19 protein-coding genes are annotated in these 20,273 nt (G+C 74.3%); 12 read left to right on the top strand and 7 right to left on the bottom strand.

Going from position 1 to position 20,273, the window contains the following annotated elements; genetic code table 11:
- From Cs7R123_RS00505 to Cs7R123_RS00495, 3 genes are all read right to left on the bottom strand, one after another.
- The gene (locus Cs7R123_RS00505; protein ID WP_212822516.1) at positions 1–1,224 is read right to left on the bottom strand and encodes a phage tail sheath C-terminal domain-containing protein; all 1,224 of its coding nucleotides are present in this window, start codon (positions 1,222–1,224) and stop codon (positions 1–3) included.
- Between the two features lie 2 nt (positions 1,225–1,226).
- Positions 1,227–1,922: a carboxypeptidase-like regulatory domain-containing protein gene (locus Cs7R123_RS00500; protein ID WP_212822515.1), complete on the bottom strand. Its 696-nt coding sequence runs from the start codon at positions 1,920–1,922 to the stop codon at positions 1,227–1,229.
- Between the two features lie 144 nt (positions 1,923–2,066).
- Positions 2,067–4,607, bottom strand: coding sequence for a CHAT domain-containing protein (locus Cs7R123_RS00495; protein WP_374706974.1), 2,541 nt, complete (start codon positions 4,605–4,607; stop codon positions 2,067–2,069).
- Between the two features lie 174 nt (positions 4,608–4,781).
- Between Cs7R123_RS00495 and Cs7R123_RS00490 the strand changes: the two genes are divergently transcribed.
- The 3 genes from Cs7R123_RS00490 to Cs7R123_RS00480 are packed head-to-tail and all read left to right on the top strand — an operon-like array spanning position 4,782 to position 6,968.
- Positions 4,782–5,963 (top strand): S8/S53 family peptidase, encoded by a 1,182-nt coding sequence (locus Cs7R123_RS00490; RefSeq protein ID WP_212822513.1) that lies wholly within the window; start codon positions 4,782–4,784, stop codon positions 5,961–5,963.
- A 20-nt stretch (positions 5,964–5,983) separates the two neighbouring features.
- Entirely contained in the window at positions 5,984–6,538 is a 555-nt protein-coding gene (locus tag Cs7R123_RS00485; RefSeq protein ID WP_374706973.1) for an RNA polymerase sigma factor, read from the top strand.
- On the top strand, positions 6,528–6,968 hold the full coding sequence (locus tag Cs7R123_RS00480) for a hypothetical protein (RefSeq protein ID WP_212822512.1): 441 nt from the start codon (positions 6,528–6,530) through the stop codon (positions 6,966–6,968). The genes Cs7R123_RS00485 and Cs7R123_RS00480 overlap by 11 nt, the downstream gene beginning before the upstream one ends.
- 491 nt (positions 6,969–7,459) lie before the next feature.
- Here the strand turns inward: Cs7R123_RS00480 and Cs7R123_RS00475 are convergent, their stop codons facing one another.
- The gene (locus Cs7R123_RS00475) at positions 7,460–8,590 is read right to left on the bottom strand and encodes a hypothetical protein (RefSeq protein WP_212822510.1); all 1,131 of its coding nucleotides are present in this window, start codon (positions 8,588–8,590) and stop codon (positions 7,460–7,462) included.
- 164 nt (positions 8,591–8,754) lie between these two features.
- On the opposite strand from Cs7R123_RS00475, the gene Cs7R123_RS00470 reads away from it, so the two are divergent.
- From Cs7R123_RS00470 to Cs7R123_RS00430, 9 genes are all read left to right on the top strand, one after another.
- Positions 8,755–9,453, top strand: coding sequence for a M15 family metallopeptidase (locus tag Cs7R123_RS00470; RefSeq protein ID WP_244871528.1), 699 nt, complete (start codon positions 8,755–8,757; stop codon positions 9,451–9,453).
- Between the two features lie 62 nt (positions 9,454–9,515).
- Positions 9,516–10,181 carry an alpha/beta fold hydrolase gene (locus Cs7R123_RS00465; protein WP_212822508.1) on the top strand — a complete coding sequence of 222 codons (666 nt, stop codon included), beginning with the start codon at positions 9,516–9,518 and terminating at the stop codon, positions 10,179–10,181.
- A 122-nt stretch (positions 10,182–10,303) separates the two neighbouring features.
- Complete coding sequence (locus Cs7R123_RS40615) at positions 10,304–10,921, top strand: hypothetical protein (RefSeq protein ID WP_212822506.1); 618 nt, start codon at positions 10,304–10,306, stop codon at positions 10,919–10,921.
- Positions 10,918–11,910 carry a tyrosinase family protein gene (locus tag Cs7R123_RS00455; protein ID WP_212822504.1) on the top strand — a complete coding sequence of 331 codons (993 nt, stop codon included), beginning with the start codon at positions 10,918–10,920 and terminating at the stop codon, positions 11,908–11,910. Before Cs7R123_RS40615 ends, Cs7R123_RS00455 begins: the two co-directional genes overlap by 4 nt.
- Positions 11,911–12,127: 217 nt before the next feature.
- Entirely contained in the window at positions 12,128–14,557 is a 2,430-nt protein-coding gene (locus Cs7R123_RS00450; RefSeq protein ID WP_212822502.1) for a cation-translocating P-type ATPase, read from the top strand.
- Positions 14,558–14,566: 9 nt separating this feature from the next.
- The gene (locus tag Cs7R123_RS00445; RefSeq protein ID WP_212822500.1) at positions 14,567–15,037 is read left to right on the top strand and encodes a GNAT family N-acetyltransferase; all 471 of its coding nucleotides are present in this window, start codon (positions 14,567–14,569) and stop codon (positions 15,035–15,037) included.
- 93 nt (positions 15,038–15,130) lie between these two features.
- Positions 15,131–16,330 carry a hypothetical protein gene (locus Cs7R123_RS00440; RefSeq protein ID WP_212822498.1) on the top strand — a complete coding sequence of 400 codons (1,200 nt, stop codon included), beginning with the start codon at positions 15,131–15,133 and terminating at the stop codon, positions 16,328–16,330.
- 178 nt (positions 16,331–16,508) lie between these two features.
- A complete protein-coding gene (locus Cs7R123_RS00435; RefSeq protein WP_212822496.1) occupies positions 16,509–16,676 on the top strand; it encodes a hypothetical protein in 168 nt (55 codons plus the stop codon).
- Positions 16,676–17,647, top strand: coding sequence for an N-acetylmuramoyl-L-alanine amidase (locus Cs7R123_RS00430; protein WP_212822488.1), 972 nt, complete (start codon positions 16,676–16,678; stop codon positions 17,645–17,647). The genes Cs7R123_RS00435 and Cs7R123_RS00430 overlap by 1 nt, the downstream gene beginning before the upstream one ends.
- Positions 17,648–17,696: 49 nt before the next feature.
- On the opposite strand, the gene Cs7R123_RS00425 is transcribed toward Cs7R123_RS00430, so the two are convergent.
- The 3 genes from Cs7R123_RS00425 to Cs7R123_RS00415 all read right to left on the bottom strand — a co-directional run bounded on the left by Cs7R123_RS00425 (position 17,697) and on the right by Cs7R123_RS00415 (position 20,246).
- Positions 17,697–18,152 carry a DUF6326 family protein gene (locus tag Cs7R123_RS00425; RefSeq protein WP_244871527.1) on the bottom strand — a complete coding sequence of 152 codons (456 nt, stop codon included), beginning with the start codon at positions 18,150–18,152 and terminating at the stop codon, positions 17,697–17,699.
- Positions 18,153–18,276: 124 nt separating this feature from the next.
- Positions 18,277–18,918, bottom strand: a complete 642-nt coding sequence (locus Cs7R123_RS00420; RefSeq protein WP_212822479.1) for a response regulator transcription factor — start codon at positions 18,916–18,918, stop codon at positions 18,277–18,279.
- The gene (locus Cs7R123_RS00415; protein ID WP_212822477.1) at positions 18,915–20,246 is read right to left on the bottom strand and encodes a histidine kinase; all 1,332 of its coding nucleotides are present in this window, start codon (positions 20,244–20,246) and stop codon (positions 18,915–18,917) included. The genes Cs7R123_RS00420 and Cs7R123_RS00415 overlap by 4 nt, the downstream gene beginning before the upstream one ends.
- Positions 20,247–20,273: the final 27 nt, after the last annotated feature.

The following is a 20,273-nucleotide window of genomic DNA, read 5'->3' as shown; positions in this document are numbered from 1 at the left end:
TCAGGCTCCCTGCTCGCCGCCGGTGCCGGCGGACTGGCTGATCTTGAAGATGACGAACTCGGCCGGCTTGACCGGCGCGATGCCGATCAGGGTCACGACCTGGCCCGCGTCGCGGACCTCGGCGGGGTTGGTCTCCTCGTCGCACTTGACGAAGAACGCCTCCTGCGGCGTACGGCCCTGCAGCGCGCCGTCGCGCCACACCCGGGTCAGGAACGCGCTGACGTCGCGGCGGATCGACTTCCACAGCAGGTTGTCGTTGGGCTCGAACACGATCCAGCGCGTGCCGTCCCCGATCGACTCCTTGAGCATGTTGAACAGCCGCCGGACGTTCAGGTAGCGCCACTCGCTGGCCGAGGCGGCCAGGGTGCGGGCGCCCCAGATGCGGATGCCCTCGGCCGGGAAGTGCCGGATGCAGTTGACCCCGGCCGGGTTCAGCACGTCCTGCTCGGCCTTGGTCACCCGGTACGACAGGTCGACCGCGCCGCGCACCGGCTCGTTGGCCGGGGCCTTGTGCACGCCCCGGGTGGTGTCGGTGCGCGCCCACACCCCGGCGACGTGGCCGCTGGGCGGGGTGCTGGTCATCTCGCCGGTCAGCGGGTCGCGCACGACCAGCCACGGCACGTAGAAGGTGCCGTAGTCGGACTGGCGCGGCCGCAGCCCGCTGTTGTCGTCGACCGGTGCGGCCTGGGTCTCGCCCTCGGCCGCGGTCCCGGTCTTGCGGGGCGGCTTGGGCAGGGTGACCCCGCCGACGCGGGTCAGCCGCTCGACGTCGCCGGTGTGCTCCGGCCCGTCGAGGATGGCCATCCGGTCGCCCATCAGCTCGCAGTGGGCCAGCACGTCCTCGTAGGACGCCGCGTCGGTGTAGCCGGGCGCCGCCACGATGGCGATCTCGTCGATCGCCTCCAGCAGCCGCAGGCCGGACCGGTGCCGGCCCTTGCCGCCCAGCGGGTCCCCGGACGGGATGTTCACGACGTAGCAGCGACCGCCGCCGTTGTCGAAGAAGCCGTACACGGCCCGCGACAGCGGGGTGCTCACGGTGCTCTCGCCGACGAAGACGCGCACGAACTCCGACCAGCTGTTGACCGCGACGGCTTCGTCGCGGCGGGCGGTCGGGTCGGGGGCGGTGCCGACGAACCCGGCGGTGCTGGTGCCGACCGATTCGATCGGCCTGCTGCCGCCGGACACCTCCTCGACATAGATGCCGGGAGAGGAGTACACGGGCATTGCTAGACCTCCAGGATCTCGCAGGTGATGACGACCGGGTCGGCCGACACGGCCGCGACCTCGGCGGACAGCTGCAACCCACGGCCGGTGACCAGCAGGCGCAGCGGGCGGTCGGCGGCGACCGCGGGCAGGGTGAAGTGACCGCTGTTGTCGGTGTAGGCGGAAGCAGTCTGATCGGCGACCGCCACCCGCATCCGCGCCAGCGGTACTCCGTCGACGGTGACCACGCGGCCGGACAGCTGCCGCAGCGTGGTCGTCTCCAGCCGGGGCGGCTGGGTCACGCGCGGCACGTACGGCGCCGCCGTGGCGTGCTGCACCGCGACCTCGCACAGCAGCGCCATGCGCAGCCGCGCCCCGAGTGCCGGCCACAACGTGTCCGGCACCGGTTCGGCCAGCAGGTACGGCACCCCGGCCATGAGCACCCGGTCGAGCACCTCGACCGGGGTCGTGCCGGGGCCGTCGGCGTGCAGCAGGAACCGCACCCGCAACCGCAGCGGGTCACCGGCACGCGCCGGCAGCGACTCCGGCAGCACCGCGTACGGCCATACCGCCAGCCACGGGCCGCCGTACACCCCGGCCTGCACTCCTTGCACAGCGCCGGGGTGCTCGACCTGCACGGCCACGTCGACCTCGGCCAGGCTCGCCAGCAGCAGCGCCGACGCCCGGGCCACCGGCCCCGGCTCCTGCGTGTACCGCATCTGTCCACCTCCGCCTCGCCTCGTGCCGGGCGGCACGATCGCGAAACAGAGCGCACGGAAACGGGTGCTGATACGTACGCCGATGTCAGCTGCGCGACGCCCGCGCCGCCGATATCCGACGCGCCGTCAGGGCAGCCGTGCCGGTCAGGCCGTCCCGGCCCCGAAGCAGGAGAAGCTGTAGGCCGTGGTCCAGTGCTCGGCCGGGGCCGCCGCCTGCGCCGCCGCCAGCGCCGCCGCCGGGTCCGCCCCGAGGCGAAGCCGCTCGTGCAGCCCGAGCATCAGCGTCCGGGTCGCGTCGTCGTGGACCGGACCGATGCTCGCGACCAGCGTGCGGGTGCCGGCCCGCAGCAGCGCGGCGGTCAGGCCCATCAGCTCGTCGCCGGGGTGCACCGCCGACAGGCCGGTGTCGCACGCCGACAGGACCACCAGCTCCGGCGCCCGGCGCAGGCTGGTCAGGTCGTGCACCGTCAGCGGCCCGTCCGCCAGGTCGATGTGCGAGAACAGCGGATTGTCGGCCCGGAACTCGCCGTGCGCGGCCAGGTGCACCAGGCGCGCACCGTCGATCGCGGCCAGCGTCGCCCGCACCGTCGCGTCCGGACCGACCAGCACCCGCGCCGTGGGCGCCAGCTCCGCCAGCGCCTTGACCTCGCCCGGCGCGTGCTCCGGCTGCGCCGCGGCGACCAGCACCGTCGCGCCGTCCGGGGTGCCCGCGGCGGCGGCGCCGCGCGCCCACGCCGTCGCCGACGGCGCGACCGTCACCGACCGGCCCCGCAACCCCGGCAGCCCCGCCCACGGCAGGGCCTGGAGCACTCCGGTCGGCACCACCACCAGGTCCCGGTCGCCGATGAGCCCGGCCAGCGGGTGCAGCAGCCACTCGTCCAGCTGCCGCAGGCCGTGCCGCGCCGCGGCGTCGGCGGCCGCCAGCGACGCCGGGGAGCCGTACCGCAGCACCAGGCGCCGCAGCGCGAACCGCAGCGCCGCCATCTCCGGCACCACCGCGGCCGCCGCGACCAGCGGCCGCAGCCGCATCCGGCCGTCGGCCACCACCACGCCCAGCAGCTGCCCGTCCTGCTCGACCAGTTCCACCAGCGCCCGGTCGCCCAGCCCGGCGACGATCTCGTCCACCGAACCCGGCGAGCGCACTGCGCCGTCGGCGGTCGCGGTGCGCCAGGTCCGGCGCCGGATCGACTCCTCCAGCGCCCGCTGCCGCTGGAGCGGCCGGGCCCGCCGGATCGCGTCGGAGGAGTAACCGGCCAGCTCCGCGCTGACCCGCCGCAGCTCGGCCAGCTCCCGTGCCAGCGCGGGATCGTCGTGCGGGCGGCCCGGCGGCAGCCGCAGCGTCGCCGCCCGCCACCGCTCCGCCCACGCCAGCACCTGCCGGGCCGACCGCTCCACCAGCGCCAGCCGCATCCCCATCCCGGCCAGCTCCCCGCCCTCGGCCGAGCTGAGCACCCGCAGCTCGGTGGCGCCCAGCGCCGCGCGGTACTGGTCCAGCAGCCGCAGCCCCGCCCGCAGCGCCCGCCACGCCCCGGCCGTGTCGCCGCGGTGCAGTCGGTGCAGTGCCAGCGCGTGCCAGGCCCGGATGCGCAGCCGGACCGGGCCGCGTACCCGCACCGCGCCCAGCTCGGCCAGCGCCTGCGTGTCGCCGGTCGCCGCGGCGCGCAGCCGCGCGTCCAGGGCCTGCTCCGGCCAGCCCGCCGTGTCCAGGGCCGCCGCCAGCGCCCGCAGCCGGTCCGGGCGCTGGCGCGCCGTCGCCAGCGACTCCAGGTAGCGCGCGTGCACGGCCCAGCGCCCGCGCTGCTGGCGTTCGAAAGCCCGCCGGGCCAGCCGCGCCGACTGCCGGGCCTCGGCCGGCTCACCGGCCGCCAGCGCGGCGTGCGCCAGCAGCAGCCGTGCCTGCGGCAGCAGCGAACCGAGCCGGGTCGCCCCGGCCAGCTCCACCGCGTCGCGGGCCGCCTGCCGGGCCTCGGGCAGCAGCCGGGCCGCCAGTAGCAGCTCCGCCCGGTCGATCAGCGCCTCGGCCGGGCGGCGGCCGCTGTGGCGGAACTGCTCGTCGGCGCGGTCGTACCAGGTCAGCGCGGTGACGATGTCGCCGCCCTGCGCCGCGACGAACCCCAGGTTGTGCTGCACCTGTGCGACGGCCGAGGTCAGCGACAGCTCCGCGTACAGCTGCTCGGCCCGTTCCAGGTCCGCCCGCGCCTGCGCCAGCGACCCCCGGTACGCCTGGAGCACGCCGCGGTTGGTCAGCGCCCGTGCCTGCCACAGCCGGTCGTCGTGGCGCCGGAAGGCGGCCAGCGCGGCGCCGTACGCCTCCAGCGCCTCGCCGTCGCGGCCCAGGCGCCGCAGCAGGATGCCGTGCTGCATCCGGGCTCTGGCCAGCGGCAGCCCGTCCAGCGCCAGCAGGGCCCGGTCGATCTCGCGCAGCGCCGCGCGGGGACGGCCGAGGTCGTTGAGGACCAGCGCCAGGCTCATCCGGGACTCGGCCGCCAGCTGCGGCAGGTCCCGGGCGACCACGATGGAGCGCCGCAGCCGCGCTGCGGCGAGTGCGGGTTCCTGGAGTTCCCGGGCGGCCAGACCGAGGATGCGCAGGCTCGTGGCCATCGCGGCCCGGTCGCGTCCGCGTTCGGCCCGGGCCAGCAGCCGCGCGCCGAGAGCGGCGGCCCGTTCCGGATTGGCCATGACCATGGCTAGCGCGCGCTCATGCCGCACCACTCTTGCACCAGTCCAATCACTACAGAAGGCAAAGTCGTCGTTGTGACACAGCTCAGGTAAGTGTCGCCGTTGCGACACATTCCGATGTATCAGGCGCCCCGCGGCCGCACTCTGTTGCTCGACGCAACACTGACCTGGAGGACCACGATGGCAATGTCGCAGGACCGCCTGCACCGCTGGCAGGACCGGCGGGCCCGGAGGATGGCCGAGCTGCCCTGGCTCGGCCAGGAGACCCGCGCCGGCCGCAGACCTGTCTGGTTCGCCCGCAACGAGCTGCTGGTGCTCACCGACCATCGGCAGTCCGCCGAGCGCGTCCTGGGCGGCCTCGGCCACACCGACCGGGTGAGCGAGACCGTCGTGGCGCCCGGGCTGCTGCGGCTGACCGCCGACGGCCTGGACGTGCCCGCCGCGGCGCGCCGGGTCCGCGAGGCGGCCGCCCGCGACGGCGACGACCGCACCGTCGCCGCGCCCAACCACGTGTTCGTGTCCACGCCGTTCGAGCACGGCGGCCCGTTCGGGCCCCCGCAGCCCGCGGCGCAGCCGACGCTGCTCCCGGCCGTGGCCAAGCCGCGCCGCGACGTCCCGGTCATGGTGATCGACACCGGGGTGTGGCGCGCGAGCCCGCTGCCCGCGCACGCCTACACCGCGACCCCGGCCGACCTGGAGACCGACACCGACGTCGATGACGACGGGGTGCTCGACGGCGACGTCGGCCACGCCAACTTCATCATCGGCGTCATCGCGGCGCAGACCGGCAAGGCCGACGTCCGCGCGGTACGCGTGCTCGACACGTTCGGGCTGTGCACCGAGGCCGACCTGATCACCTCGTTCGCCCGCGTCACCGACGAGAAGCTGATCAACCTGTCGCTGGGCGGCTACACCCTCGACGACCAGCCGCCGCTGGCGCTGGCGGTGGCGCTGGGCGGGCTGCTGGCCGGGCGCGACCGGCTGGTGGTCGCCGCGGCGGGCAACGACGGCCTGCGCGACCGCGCGTTCTGGCCCGCCGCGTTCGCCGGGACCGCGCAGCCGTGGGCCGGGCAGGTCGTGGCCGTGGCCGCGCACGACGGCAAGAACCTGTGCGACTGGAGCAACGCCGGCCCCTGGGTCACCGTCATCGCGCCGGGTGAGGACATCACCAGCACCTTCGTCAAGCACGACCAGTTCCCGACCGGCTGGGCGATGTGGAGCGGCACCTCGTTCGCCACCCCGCACGTGGTGGGGCTGCTGGCCGAGCAGGTGGCCCGCACCGGCTCGACCGAGGTGGCGCTCAAGACCGTACTGGCCACCGCGGCGCAGCGCCGCATCGGCGGATACCCGGGGCTGTCGTGAACGGCTCGCAGGAGACGATGCTGCCGGAGCCGGACACCGCCGCCCTGCTGGAGCGGGCGGCCGCCGGTGACCAGCAGGCGTGGAACGCGCTGGTGGACTGCTACTCCGGCCTGGTGTGGTCGGTGGCGCGCAGCCACCGCCTCGGCTCCGCCGACGCCGCCGACGTGTTCCAGGCGACCTGGCTGCGCCTGGTGGAGCACCTGGGCGCGATCCGCGAACCGGACCGCCTCGGTGCCTGGCTGGCCACCACGGCGCGCCGCGAGTCCCTGGCCGTGCTGCGCCGGGCCGGCCGGGACTTCCCGGTCGGCGACCTGATCACCCTGGAGCCGCGCGACAACGGCGGCGACGAGCTCGACAAGGACCTGCTGCGCCGCGAACGCGACCGCGCGCTGTGGCAGGCCGTACGCGAGCTGCCCGCGCAGTGCCAGGCGGTGCTCCGCCTGCTGCTGCTGGACCCACCGCCCAGTTACGCCGAGGTCAGCGCGGCCTTGGACATACCCGTCGGCAGCATCGGCCCCACGAGAGCACGCTGCCTCGACCATCTCCGCAGGAGGCTGAGCAGCGATGCCGCATGACCACGACCCCACCCCCACCGAGCTGCGCGGGCTGGCCACGCGCATGGACCCCGTGCCCGCGCACCTGGTGACCCTGGCCAAGGAGGCGCTGTCCTGGCGCGACCCCGCCGCCGCGCTCGCCCAGCTGGTCAGGCAGGTGGAGCTGGCGGGCGTACGCGGCGACGCCCCGCCGGACCTGTTCACGTTCACCGCCGGTGACCTGACCATCGAGGTCGAGGCAGCCGTCACCGGCACCACCGTGGCGCTGACCGGTCAGCTCGTGCCGCCCCAGCCCGCCCGCATCCGCGTCGATCACACCAACGGCCCCAGCTGGGTCGACGCCGACGGGCTGGGCCGGTTCAGCGCGACCGGCATCGCGCGCGGCAACGTCCGGCTGTCCTGCTACCCGCAGGACGACGGACCCGTGCAGACCTCCTGGACCCTCATCTGATCCTGCCGCGCCCGCGGCTGACCCGGCCCCCCGGCACCTGGCACCGGCCCGCATCCCGGCCGGTCCGACCGCCGGGGCCTACGCGCGCGCCCGCCTGCCTCCGGGCGCGGGCGCACACGTGCGGGGTGGTGCGCACCTCCCCGCACGTGTGCGCCCGCGACCACGGTGTCCCGCCGCCGTCCGAGCCGCCGCGACTGCGGGTCGGACGGTCCTGCCGAGGTCTGGCCCCGTCGGCCGGCGCCGTCCGCGCGCGACGGCAGCCGACCCGGCCGGCCCGGGTGCCTGCGCCTCGCGGTGGACATCGGCGCTCCTCCATCCTGAAAGGACGCTTGCATCTGATTAGAGCAGGCATCGAGCGGCGGTGATACGCCTCTCTCCGTCGCAAGGACGACTCAGCGGCGACGGTAGTCCGAAAGAAGGAAGGCCTCCCGAAACCGGGAGGCCTTCCTTATCATCCGCCGTCATCGACGGCCGTCGCGTCGCCCGACCCCTCAGCGGATCCGGGACAGGACGATGGCGGGCTTGACGGGCATGGCCCCCAGCCGCAGCGCGTCGACCGAGTTGCGCAGCGCCAGGCCCGGCTGGAGCCACGGCGCCACCGGCTTGACCTTCGACAGGTCGCCCAGGTCCCACCGGTCGGACACGGCCCGGCTGGCCTCGGTCAGCGCCACCTGGCTCATCACCAGGTCGAACTGGAACTGCGCCCCGACGACCCCGGCCGGGGCCATCGCCGGCATCAGCCCCATCAGCTCCACGAACAGGTACGGCCGGAACCGCCGCTCGCCCTCCCACGCCGCCTTCAGCGCCTTGACCCGGTTGTCGGCCATCACGTTGGCGAACGCCCCGCCGATGCTCTTGACGTACGTCGTCAGCTGGGACACGTTCCACTCGCGGACCAGTTCGTAGCCGTAGACCCGCTTGCTGGTCAGCAGGGCGAGGTAGAACTGCTCGCCGGCGGCGGGCGCCCCCGGGTTGTGGATGGTGGTGCCGAACTGCAGGATCGCGGCCTGCTCGGCCGGGATCGGCTGCGGCGCCGCGCCCGCCGGGGCCACGGCCACCGCGGGCAGCGGCATGATGGCGGCGATCGGCTGCACCACGAACGCCGCCGCCCCGGCCACGTTGTAGCCGGCGTAGATCGGCGCGTAGTTGGCGATCCAGCCGTTGATCGTCGCCAGGGCCTGGGTGGGCAGGGCGTGCGCGCCGCCGACGAGGCCGGGGAAGTTGTTCGGGTTGCCGCCCGCGAAGATCGTCGCCAGGTCGCGCACGTACAGCTTGAGCGTGTCGTACTCGGCGGCGATCTTCTCGTCGCCCAGGTCGCCGACGGGGGTGGCCTTGGACAGCGCGGCCGCCGCGGCGATCTTCGGGTTGAGCGCGTTGTTCACCTCGAACAGGATGTTGTCGAGGATGTCCTCGGGCGTGGCGCCGTTGTGCTGGATCGCGATGGTGTTGGTGGCGCTGTCGTAGTGCGGGCGCACGCCGCCGGCGGCGATGGTGCCGTCGACCCCGATGTTGACCTGCGGCGCGGCGCCCGGCCACACCACGGCCAGCAGGTGCGCCTGCAGCGCCGCCGTGGTCGCGGACGCGCCCGCGGTGTACTGGTTGACGGCTGCCTGGAAGTTCATGCGGCTCTCCCTTGCTCTGGTGCCTTGTGCCAGACAGAGCGCCCCGGCTCCCGGGCTGATACGTCCGGGACACGACGTATCAGGCGCCGCGCACCGCCGGTGTGAGCCCGGTGTGAGCGTTCGCGCTCATGCCCGGCTAACGCCCGCTGCGGTGAGCTGTGGCCATGAGCGAACTGCTGACCAGCCCGCCCGTCCCGCGCCCGGCCGCCGAACCGGCGATGATCCTGCTGTCGGACCCGCGGATCGCGGCCGTCCCGCTGGGCGACGGCGGCGAGCCCATGGTGGACCTGCGCGAGGAGCCGCGGCTGCTGGTCGACGACCGGCTGGCCGACCCGGCCGGGGCCTACGCCCGGCTGCGCGAGGGTGTCGTCGACCGGCTGCTGGCGGCGCAGCGGTCGCTGCCCGGCGGGCTGCGGCTGCTGGTGATCGAGGCGTACCGGCCGCTGCGGTTGCAGACGGTCTACTTCGAGCGCTACCGCGAGCAGCTGCGCGAGGTCCACCCCGACTGGGACGGCGCCCGCCTGCACGTGGAGGCCAGCAAGTACGTCTCACCGCCGGAGGTGGCCCCGCACAGCACCGGCGGCACCGTCGACCTGACCCTGTGCGCCGAGGACGGCACCGAACTCGACCTCGGCACCGAGGTCAACGCGAGCCCGCTGGCCAGCCAGGACGCCTGCTTCACCGCGTCGGCGCGGGTCCAGGGGCAGGCCCGGGGCAACCGCGGGATCCTGTCCGCCGCGCTGCGCGGCGCGGGGCTGGTCAACTATCCCACCGAGTGGTGGCACTGGTCCTACGGCGACCGCTACTGGGCGCTGTCCACCGGGGCCGCCCGCACCTGCTACGGCCCGGTCGACCTGCCCTGACCCGCCGGAGTTTTCCGGTCGTACCGTGGTGTCCGGGCGGCGCCATCGGGTACGACCGGAGGATGACGACCTTCGTACTGATCCACGGGGCCGGTGACGTCGGCTGGTACTGGCACCTGGTCGAGGCCGGGCTGCGTGCCCGGGGCCACGGCACCGTCGCGCCCGACCTGCCCTGCGACGACGACACGGCGGGACTGCCGGAGTACGCCGCCGCGGTGGTCGACGCGGTCGGCGATCGCGAGGACCTGGTCGTGGTGGGTCAGTCGCTGGGCGGGTTCACCGCTCCGCTGGTCTGCGCGCGGTTGCCGGTGCGGCAGCTCGTCCTGGTGGCGCCGATGGTCCCGGCCCCGGCCGAGGCGCCCGCCGCCTACTGGGCCGCCACCGCGTACGCCCGGGAGCCGGGCGAGCGGCTCGGCGGCCAGATCGACCTGTTCTACCACGATGTGCCGCCCGAGCTGGCCGCCGAGGCGCTGCGGCGTGGCCGTGCCCAGTCCGAGGCGCGCCTGGGCGAGCCGACGCCGATGGCGGTCTGGCCCGACGTGCCCACCCGGGTGCTGATCGGCCGTGAGGACCGCCTCTTCCCGCCCGCCTACCTGCGCCGCGTCGTCCACGACCGGCTGGGCGTCACCCCGGACGAGATCGACAGCGCGCACACCCCGGCGCTGAGCCGCCCGGCCGAGCTCGCCGCGTACCTCGACGCCTGCGCCCGGCCGGACCCGTCGGGCTGACCGCCTTGCGCGGCGCGGCTGTCCGAATGCCGTCGTCCCGTTGCCCCCGCGTGCACGTGGTGGCACATTGCGGTGGCCCCGCGTGTCAGGCGGTGGCATCGCGGTAGGACGGTGGAGGAACAGTGAGTTTTGTCAGGGATGACGGCGGCGGCGGGGCGGCGGACTTCACGGCCGCGCTGCGTGCCGGGGGCTACGGGCTGCCCGATCCTTCGACGGCCGGGCACGGCCACATGCACGGCGTGAACGGGGTGTCGACGTCGGTGCGCACGGCCGTGCACAACGGCCACGAGATCCGCATCGAGACGACGTACGCGATCACGATCGACGGCAAGCCGCTGGAGGGCGGCCTGGAGGTGCTGGACAACGGGGCGGTGCACTACCACGGCCTGCCGCAGTACGCGCTGCCGTCCGCGATCGACCTGTGCAAGCGGGTGCTGGACTACTTCGGGACGCAGCCGCCCGCCGTCGACGAGCTCGGCTGCCTGGTCGGCGAGCACAGCGAGTGCTGCGCCTGCCCGCCGGGCGAGACCCACGACCACGCCGACGGCCACGACCACGCCGACGGCCACGACCACGACCACGACCACGACCACGCCGAGGGCCACGAGCACGCCGACGGCCACGACCACGCCGACGGCCACGACCACGGCGCACCGCAGCCGCAGGCCGAAGCCGAGCAGCACGAGCACGGCCACGACGGGCACGAGCACAGCCACGAGCACGGGGAGGACCACCGGTGACCGCCGTCCGCGCCAACATCCAGAACTCCGCGTCCGCGCGCCAGAAGTTCCTGGCCGGGGTCGCCGCGCTCAACGCCGAGCAGTCCGGCTACACCACCTCCCAGCTCAACCAGCTGCTGGCCCCGTCGATCCCGGGCTTCCGCCTGTACGGCGTGGACCAGCCGCTGACCACCTGGGACCTGTTCGTGCTGTGGCACTTCGTGTCGATGCAGATGCCGAGCACCCCGCCGCGCCCGATGCGCAACCTCGCCCACGGCGGCCCGATCTTCCTGCCCTGGCACCGGATGTTCCTGCTGCGCCTGGAGCAGCAGATCCAGCGGGTCACCGGCGACGTCGAGGCCGGCCTGCCGTACTGGGACTGGACCACCGACGGCTCCCTGCCCGCCGACCAGCAGCACACCAGCTCGCTGTGGGGTGCGGCGGGACTCGGCGAGTCCCGGGGCGACGTGGTCAGCGGCGCGCTGAGCGCCTTCCGGGTGCGGCTGGTGGGCCACGGCACGCAGCTGTGGTCGATCGCGCCGCGCCCGCTCCAGCGGGCCGCGGGCACCGACTCCGGGGTGCCGGGCCTGCCCACGCCCGACGACGCCAAGTGGGCGCTGGAGGAGGGCCTGGCCTACGACAGCGTGCCGTGGGACGTCAGCTCCGACGGGTTCCGCAACCGGGTGGAGGGCTGGATCGACCCGCGCCGCCCGCAGCAGGCGGGCAGCCCGCAGATGCACAACCGGGTGCACGTGTGGGTCGGCGGCGACATGGGTCCGGGCAGCTCGCCCAACGACCCGCTGTTCTACCTGAACCACTGCAACATCGACCGGCTGTGGGAGGCGTGGCTGGCGCGCGGCGGCCGGGTGTACCTGCCCGGGGCCGGGGCCGACCAGGCGCCGTCGGGGCAGGGGCTCGCCGACATGATGGTGACGCTGCTGGGTGAGCCGCTGCGCCCGTCCGACGTGCTCGACGCCTCGGCCTGGTACAGCTACGACACCACCGCCTGACACACCGAACGCCGCAAGGGCGGGCACCGGGTCGTTCCCGGCGCCCGCCCTTGCGGCGTTCACCACCGGGGCGCCGCCGGGTGGGCAGACCCCCGGGGACATGCTACGGTCGATCACAAATACCCCCTGGGGGTATCGTGGGAAGCGCGCGGCGCCTCCGGCGAGCCTGCGGGGGAGTACCGTCACGATCGATGATCATGGTCAGTGGGGTGCGGACATGACACACCAGCACGAGGATCACGCGGCGCACGCCGCCGCCGACGGCCCGGAGGTCGCCGAGATCGCGCTCGACTTCTGCTTCTGCGGCACCGAGCTGGCCGCACTGGAGGCGCGCCTGGCCGGACAGCCGGGCGTCGTCGCGGCCACCGCCGACCGCACCCGCGCCGTCCTGCACGTCGCCTACGATCCCGCCGCCACCAGCGCGCCCGCGCTCCGCGAGCGGCTCGCCCGGGACGGCTACGCGTGCGACTGCGCCCGGTGCCCGGCCTCCTGCTGCCAGCCGGGGCATCCGGCCGCGGGCGGCCCGGACTCCACCGCCGCCCACGCCCACCACCCGAGCCACACCGCGGCCGCCGGGGCGCCGGCCACCCCGCACGCCCACGACGCCGAGCCCGGCGAGCACGCCGGACATGGCGAGCACGGCGCCCACGACGAGCATGCGGGCCATGGCGCGGACATGGCCGCGGTGATGCTGCGCCGGTTCGTCGCCAGTGCGGTGCTGACCCTGCCGATCGTGGCGTTCTCGCCGATCGGCGCGGCGCTCGGCCTGCCCGCGCAGCCGCCGTTCGGCCTGTCCATGGGCTGGTTCGGCCTGATCCTCGCCACGCCGGTGGTCTGGTGGGGCGGCTGGCCGTTCCTGTCGTCGGCGGCCCGGTCGCTGCGCCGCGGCGAGGTCACCATGATGACCCTGATCGCCGTCGGCATCCTGGTGGCGTACCTGTACTCGCTGGTGTCCACGCTGGCCGGCGGCCACGAGGTGTTCTTCGAGGCCGCGGCGATGCTGACCACGCTGAGCCTGCTCGGGCACTGGCTGGAGATGCGCTCCCGGTTCGCCACCGGCCGCGCCGTCGAGGCGCTGCTGTCGCTGGCCCCGCCCACCGCGCTGGTGCGCCGTGGCGGCGGCGAGGCGGAGGTCCCGCTGGACCAGGTCGTCGCGGGGGACCTGGTCGTCGTCCGGCCGGGCGCCAAGGTCCCGGTCGACGGGACGGTGACCGAGGGGGAGTCCTACGTCGACGAGTCGATGATCACCGGTGAGCCGGTGCCGGTGGCCAAGCGGCCCGGTGACCAGGTCGTCGGCGGCACCATCAACACCACCGGCGCGTTCGCCTTCGCCGCGACCGCGGTCGGGGCCGACACCGCGCTGGCCCGCATCGTCGCCATGGTCCGCAACGCTCAGGCGTCCAAGGCCCCGGCGCAGCGCCTGGCCGACACCGCCGGAAAGTACCTGGTCTACCTCGCGCTGACGGCCGGGGCGGTCACGTTCGCCGCCTGGATGCTGTGGGGCGGACAGGGGGCGGCGTTCGCGGTCACCGCGGCGGTGTCCGCGGTCGTCATCGCCTGCCCGGACGCGCTCGCGCTGGCCACCCCGACCGCGATCACCGTCGGGGTCGGCCAGGGCGCCCGGGGCGGGGTGCTGTTCAAGAACGCGACCGCGCTGGAGGCCACGGCCGAGGTGGACACCGTCGTGTTCGACAAGACGGGCACGCTGACGGAGGGCAGGCCCGCGCTGACGGACCTCGTACCCGCCGACGGGGTCGCCGAGACCGACCTGCTGTCGGCCGCCGCCCGCGCCGACCAGCCCTCGCAGCACCCGCTGGCGGCCGCCGTCGTCGCGGGCGCGCGGGAGCGCGGCCTGGACGTCGCCCGGCCGCAGCGGTTCGACTCCGTCCCCGGCCACGGCGTGACCGCCGTCGTCGACGGCCGTACCGTCGCCGTCGGCAACCTGCGCCTCATGCGCCGCGAGGGCGTCGACGTCGGCGCGCTCACCGGGGCGGCGTCCGCCCTGGCCGCAGCGGGCAAGACCGCGATGTACGTCGCCGCCGACGGCACCGCGCTCGGCGTCCTGGCCGTGGCCGACCCGGTCCGTGCCTCGGCCGCCGCCGCGGTCGCGGCCCTGCACGCCGCCGGGGTGCGCACCGTGATGCTCACCGGCGACCAGCGCGCCACCGCCGAGGCCGTCGCCCGGCAGCTGGACATCGGCACCGTCCTCGCCGAGGTCCTGCCCGCCGACAAGGCCGGGCACATCACCGCGCTCCAGCAGGCGGGTGCGAAGGTCGCGATGGTCGGCGACGGCGTCAACGACGCGCCCGCGCTGGCCCAGGCGGACCTCGGCATCGCCATCGGCGCGGGCACCGACGTCGCCGTGGAGACCGCCGACGTGGTGCTCATCCGCGACGACCCCGCCGACGTCGGCTACGCCCTGTCCATCGCCCGCGCCGTACGCGCGAAGGTCAAGCAGAACCTGTTCTGGGCCGCGGGCTACAACCTGCTCGCCGTCCCGGTCGCGGCCGGGGTCCTCTACCCGAGCCTGGGCCTGCTGCTGCAACCGCAGTGGGCCGCGCTGCTGATGAGCGCCTCCACCGTCATCGTCACCGTCAACGCGCTGCTGCTGCGCCGCCACAGCCCGCCGACCCGGCGTCTCGGGTAGGGTCGGCCGATGCGACTGGAGCAGCTCGCGGCCGGTCACCTGGCCGCGGTCCTGGAGTTCGAGACGGTCAACCGGGTGTACTTCGCCGCCTCGATTCCGGACCGGGGCGCAGAGTTCTTCGCCGACTACCCGGCCCGCCACGAGGCGCTGCTGCGGATGCAGGAGGCGGGCACCGACCGGTTCCACGTGCTGCTGACCGAGACCGGGGCGGTCGCGGGCCGGGTCAACCTCGTCGAGCTCGACGGCGGCGAGGCGGAGCTCGGCTACCGGATCGGCCGCGACTTCGCCGGGCGCGGGCTGGCCACCGAGGCGGTGGGCCGAGTCTGCGAGCTGGCCCGCACCGCGTACGGCCTCACCCGGCTGCGGGCGCGGACCTCGGCCGCCAACCTCGGCTCCCGCAAGGTCCTGCTGCGCAACGGGTTCGCCCAGGTCGAGGCGCCTGCCCCGGGCCCGGACCTGCTGTTCCGGCTGGACCTGTGAGCCGCCCGGGAGACCGCCGCGCGGTGACCCGTTGAACATCGAGATCGATCAGCGTATGGTGCCTCACTGTCTCAAAAGGGAGGTTTGACACCAGTGTCCCTACGCAACGGGGTGTTCGCCGGATTGACGGCGGCAGCGACGCTGGCGGCCACGTTGGTGACCGCGCCGAGCGCCCAGGCCGCGGCCGCACCGACCACACTGCCCAACAGCCAGTTCACCCTCACCGCCAACTACCACCAGTACGACGCGCTCAACACCGCGCTCGTGGGCATCCTCGGCACCGCGGCCGTGCACACGGTCATGGAGAACGCCAACCACGACCGCACCGGCATCACCGACTCGCTGGGCATCGCCGGATACAACGGCGGGTTCCTGTTCGACTCCGGCGACAACGGCGACTGCGCCAACTATCCGCAGGGCATCACCACCAGCCGCGACGCGGTCGGCACCGCGAACAGCGGCAACTACGACGGCCACCAGCTCGTGGTGGTCAGCTGGTACACCAAGGACAGCTGCGGCGGGGCGCAGGAGCGCAGCCGGATCACGATGGTCGACTGGGACGCCACGTACCCGAACAAGTACCGCAAGGTGCTGCTGGTCGAGCCGACCGGCACCGCCGCGGCGCCGAGCTTCCGCGACATCCCGATCCACGCCGGCGGCGTCTCCTGGTACGGCGACTACCTGTACGTCGCCGACACCGGCCGCGGCATGCGCGTGTTCGACATGCGCAAGATCCTCAAGACGAACACCGGCGGCACGTCCGACCAGATCGGGCGGCAGAACGCCACCACCTACTACGCACACAACTACGCCTACGCGCTGCCGCAGATCGGCACCGTCACGGCGAGCACCGCGTCGGGTGTGACCGCGCTGGCCTGGTCGTCGATCTCGCTGGACCGACCGAGCAAGTCGATCGTCATGACCGAGTACACCTGCTCCTCCGGCTGCGCCGACTACCCGAACCGGGCGCCGCGCGCGATCCGGTTCCCGTTCGCCTCCGGCGCGACGACGTTCGCGGCCACCACGACGGCGTCGCAGGCACTGCAGCTGCCCTGGTACAAGCTGAACGGTGTCGCGTCGCACAACAACCGCTGGTGGTTCAACTCCTCGGGGTCCAAGCAGCTCTACTACTGGACGCCGGCCGACGGCTCGCGCACGTACGCCTGGGTGGGCGGCGGCGAGAGCCTCAGCTACTGGGAGGACGACACCGATCCGGACCTGCTGTGGTCGTTGCAGGAGACGGTCGGCCACCGCAACGTCTTCAACGTGCTCCAGGCCAGCTACGGCGCCTGAGCCCACCTCGCCGGAAGGCGGGCATGCCGGTCCGGCGTGCCCGCCTTCCGCTGTCCGGAAAGGACGGAGGGAAAGAAAGCTTCACTCGATTAAAGTCCGATGACAACTATCGACATCGACGGGAGTCGCGCCGTATCGTGCTGGCACCGGTTCCACCCGCTTCCGCCCAAGGAGTGCCATGAACCCCAGCCCAGCACGGAGGCTGCCGCGCCGCGCAGTCCTCGGCATGCCGGTGCTCGCCGCCGCCGCCGTGACGATGGCCCCGCAGGCCGCCGCGGCCGCGAGCGCGGCCGCCGCCAAGCCGCGGGTCATCGAGTGCGCCGCCGACCTGATGACGGAGTCCTGATGGCCGGCATCCCGTGGCTCGCCGACGTCCTCCGGGCGGCGGGTGTGCCGGTCGTCGAGGAGGGCGACTGGCTCAACCGCAAGGTCACCGGCTCGTTCGACCCGATCGGCGTGCTGTGGCACCACACGGCGTCGTTCTCCAGCGCGAGCAACCCGCACCCGGCGCTGAACATCGTCATCAACGGCCGGACGGACCTGACGGGCCCCCTGGCCCAGGCGCTGGTCGACTACAACGGGGTGTTCCACATCGTCTCGGCCAACCGGTGCAACCACGCCGGCGCCTCGCGGGGCAGCGGCCCGATCCCGGCCGGCGACGGCAACACGCTGATGATCGGCTGGGAGATCGACTACGGTGGCGACCAGGCGACCGACCAGGCCATGACGCCCGCCCAGTACACCAACTCGCTCAAGGCCACCGCTGCCGTGCTGCGCAAGCTGGGCAAGGACGCCAGCTACGCCCGGGGCCACCGCGAGACCAGCACCACCGGCAAGATCGACCCCTCGTTCATCGACCTGGACGTCATGCGGGCCGACGTGGCGGCGCTGCTCAACGCCACCCCCGGCTGGTCGTCCATCGTCGACAACGCCACCGCGGGCCGGTTCACCGCCTCGGCGAACTGGGCCACCTCGACCTACTCCACCGCGCGGTACGGCGCCGACTACCGCTACGCCAACCCGGTCAGCGCCAGCGACACCGCCAAGTACAAGTTCGCCATCCCGGCGGCGGGCAGCTACCGGGTCGAGACGTGGTATCCGGCCAACTCCGGCTACAACAGCGCGGCGCCGTACATCATGGCCACCAGCGGCGGCAACCAGACCGTCTACGTCGACCAGCGCTCGGGCGGCGGAGCGTGGCGGGACCTCGGCACCTTCACCTTCAGCGCCGGGGACTTCGACGCGGTCATGGTCAGCCGCTGGACCAGCGGCACCGGCTACGTCATCGCCGACGCGGTCAGACTCACCCAGGTGTGACCGGCACACGGTGCGGGGCGGGCCGCGAACCGGCCGCCCCGCACCGCCCTCACCGCGCGGCGCCCACCGGCACCGGCGCGGCCGACCGGACGGGGCGCCAGGTCCAGGCGTACCCCATGATGAACACGGTGCAGGCGAGTTCGATGACGCTGTAGAGCACGTAGTAGCCCGTCGGCGTGCCGACCAGCAGCGACCCGGCCTGCGCCGCCGTCATCACCGCCGCCGCCGCGATGTTCGCCCACCGGTTCACCCGCTGCGGCAGCACCCGCGCCAGCAGCACCATCGCGATCGGGACCTCCATCAGGACCCCCGCGCCGAGCAGGAAACCCTGCGTGATGCGCATCCCGCCCGCCTCGCCGCGCAGCAGCTCGGCCAGCACGGCACCATCCATGTGCCCCAACACGTCGCAGTACAGGTAGTTCAGGACCGCGAAGATCCACAAAGTGGAGAGCAGGCCCGCTCTGCCACGGTTGGCCGCCTGGTCGGCGACCGGCACTCGCGCCACGGTGATGTTCCGCCTTTCCGATGCCGCCGCGCTGGTCGCGGGGCGTCACCGACGGTAGGCGCCGCGGCGGTGCCCCCCCACCCTCCCGAGAGGGAAAGCCGCCCGCCGCGAGAGTGATCCGCGCTCAGCCCGCCCCGGGCGCGACGAAGCCCGTCTCGTACGCGGCGATCACCGCCTGCGTCCGGTCGCGCACCCCCAGCTTGGCCAGCAGCGCCGCCACGTGCGACTTCACCGTCTGGACCGACAGGAACAGCCGCGCCGAGATCTCCGCGTTGGACAGCCCACGCGCCAGCAGGCGCAGCACGTCCTGCTCGCGTTCGGACAGCGCGGGCAGCCGCGCTCCCGACGGCGCGGTGAACCGCTCGATCACGCCCCGGGTCGAGGCCGGGAACAGCAGCGACTCCCCGGACCCGACCACCCGCGCCGCCTCGACCAGCTGCACGGGCGGTGTCCGCTTCAGCACGAACCCCGCCGCCCCGGCCCGCAACGCCTGGTACACGTACTCGTCGACCTCGAACGTGGTGAGCACCAGCACCCGCACCGCCGACCCCGCCGCCGTGATCCGGCGGGTCGCCTCGATCCCGTCCATGCCCGGCATCCGCACGTCCATCAGCACCAGGTCCGGCGCCGGCTCGGCGGTCGCCAGCGCCACCGCGCCCGCACCGTCCCCGGCCTCGCCGACCACCTCCCAGCCCGGCTCGGCGGCGAGCACGGCCCGCAGCCCGATCCGCACCAGCGGGTCGTCGTCGACGATCGCGATCCTCACCCCAGTACCGTACGGCGCACCGCACACCCCAGGCAGTCACACCCCTCGGCCAGGCGGCACACCGCCGACACCCCGTCCGGCAGGGCCGCGCCCAGCGGCACCACCGCCCGCACCGCGAACCCGCCGTCGCCGGTCGGCCCCGTGCTCGCCCGCCCGCCGAGCAGCGCCACCCGGTCGCGGATGGACGCCAGCCCGCTCCCGCCGCCGACCGTGCCGCCGGGCCGAGGGCGCGGCAGCGGGTTGACCACCGACAGCGCCACCACCCGCTCGTCGGCGGCGACCTCGACGTCCACGTCGCAGCCGCGCGCGTGCTTGGCCGCGTTGGTGAGCGACTCCTGCACCACCCGGTACACGCCCCGGCCGACCGCCGGGGGCACCGGCGGCACCCGGACCCGCGAGCGCACCCGCATCCCGGCACCGGCCGCCCCGTCCAGCAGCGTGGGCAGGTCACCGATGCCCGGCAGGGGCCGGAACCGGTCGGAGCCGTCGTCGCGGATCCCGGCGATGATCCGGTCCAGCTCGCCGAGAGCGGCCCGGCCGCGCTCGCCGATCGTGTCCAGCGCCTGGCGGGCGAAGTCCGGGTCCCGGTCGAACAGGTGCGCGCCCGCCCCGGCCTGCACCACGATCATCGACAGCAGGTGGCCGATGCTGTCGTGCAGCTCCTGGTCGATGCGGACCTGCTCCTCGGCCCGTACCGCACGCGCCAGCACCGCCGCCTCGACCTCCCGGCGGCCCGGCCCGAGCGCCCACCCGGCCAGCCGCCGGTGCCACCCGGCCAGGCCGCGCACCGCGCCGCGCAGCAGCGGCGCGATCAGCACGAACGCGACCGGGCCGAGCAGCAGCCAGCCGGTCCACGGGGTGCTGAGCGCGAAGCCGCCGCTCAGCCAGTCCGCCAGCGGCAGCAGCGGTGCGGCGAGCAGCAGCGGCGACATCGTGTAGGCCAGCGCGACGGTGGCGCCGACCGGTCCTGCGACGAGCCGGAGCAGGATCCAGGCCAGCACCCGCCAGCTGTGGGCGTCCCGGACCACCGCCAGGATCCACCGCCACCGGTCGACCGGCCACCGCCAGCGGGTCCGCTCGGACCGCCGGAAGCCGACCGGGGCGGGGGCGGGCACGTCATGGCCCAGCAATGTGCGCGCCAGCAGGCGCTCGAACCGGCCGATCGGCCGCAGCAGCAGGTGTGCGAGCAGGAAGAACGCGACGCCCAGCGGCGCGAACCGGGACGCGATGCCCGACACCTGGATCGCGCCGACCACCGCCACCCACAGCGCCCCGAGCAGCGGGCCGAGCAGCAGATACGCGGCGTCACGCAGATCCCGGCCGGTCACGCCCACCCACCGTGCGAGAGACCGCCG

This window comes from Catellatospora sp. TT07R-123, from assembly GCF_018327705.1.
GTDB lineage: Bacteria > Actinomycetota > Actinomycetes > Mycobacteriales > Micromonosporaceae > Catellatospora.
This window is presented reverse-complemented; position numbering and strand designations above follow the sequence as displayed.

What these genes read in the sequence shown, in the direction of transcription:
- Cs7R123_RS00505 (WP_212822516.1), bottom strand. Translation starts at nt 1,224, where the DNA reads ATGCCCGTGTACTCCTCTCCCGGCATCTATGTCGAGGAGGTGTCCGGC.
- Cs7R123_RS00500 (WP_212822515.1), bottom strand. Translation starts at nt 1,922, where the DNA reads ATGCGGTACACGCAGGAGCCGGGGCCGGTGGCCCGGGCGTCGGCGCTG.
- Cs7R123_RS00495 (WP_374706974.1), bottom strand. Translation starts at nt 4,607, where the DNA reads ATGGTCATGGCCAATCCGGAACGGGCCGCCGCTCTCGGCGCGCGGCTG.
- Cs7R123_RS00490 (WP_212822513.1), top strand. Translation starts at nt 4,782, where the DNA reads ATGGCAATGTCGCAGGACCGCCTGCACCGCTGGCAGGACCGGCGGGCC.
- Cs7R123_RS00480 (WP_212822512.1), top strand. Translation starts at nt 6,528, where the DNA reads ATGCCGCATGACCACGACCCCACCCCCACCGAGCTGCGCGGGCTGGCC.
- Cs7R123_RS00475 (WP_212822510.1), bottom strand. Translation starts at nt 8,590, where the DNA reads ATGAACTTCCAGGCAGCCGTCAACCAGTACACCGCGGGCGCGTCCGCG.
- Cs7R123_RS00470 (WP_244871528.1), top strand. Translation starts at nt 8,755, where the DNA reads ATGAGCGAACTGCTGACCAGCCCGCCCGTCCCGCGCCCGGCCGCCGAA.
- Cs7R123_RS00465 (WP_212822508.1), top strand. Translation starts at nt 9,516, where the DNA reads ATGACGACCTTCGTACTGATCCACGGGGCCGGTGACGTCGGCTGGTAC.
- Cs7R123_RS00450 (WP_212822502.1), top strand. Translation starts at nt 12,128, where the DNA reads ATGACACACCAGCACGAGGATCACGCGGCGCACGCCGCCGCCGACGGC.
- Cs7R123_RS00445 (WP_212822500.1), top strand. Translation starts at nt 14,567, where the DNA reads ATGCGACTGGAGCAGCTCGCGGCCGGTCACCTGGCCGCGGTCCTGGAG.
- Cs7R123_RS00435 (WP_212822496.1), top strand. Translation starts at nt 16,509, where the DNA reads ATGAACCCCAGCCCAGCACGGAGGCTGCCGCGCCGCGCAGTCCTCGGC.
- Cs7R123_RS00430 (WP_212822488.1), top strand. Translation starts at nt 16,676, where the DNA reads ATGGCCGGCATCCCGTGGCTCGCCGACGTCCTCCGGGCGGCGGGTGTG.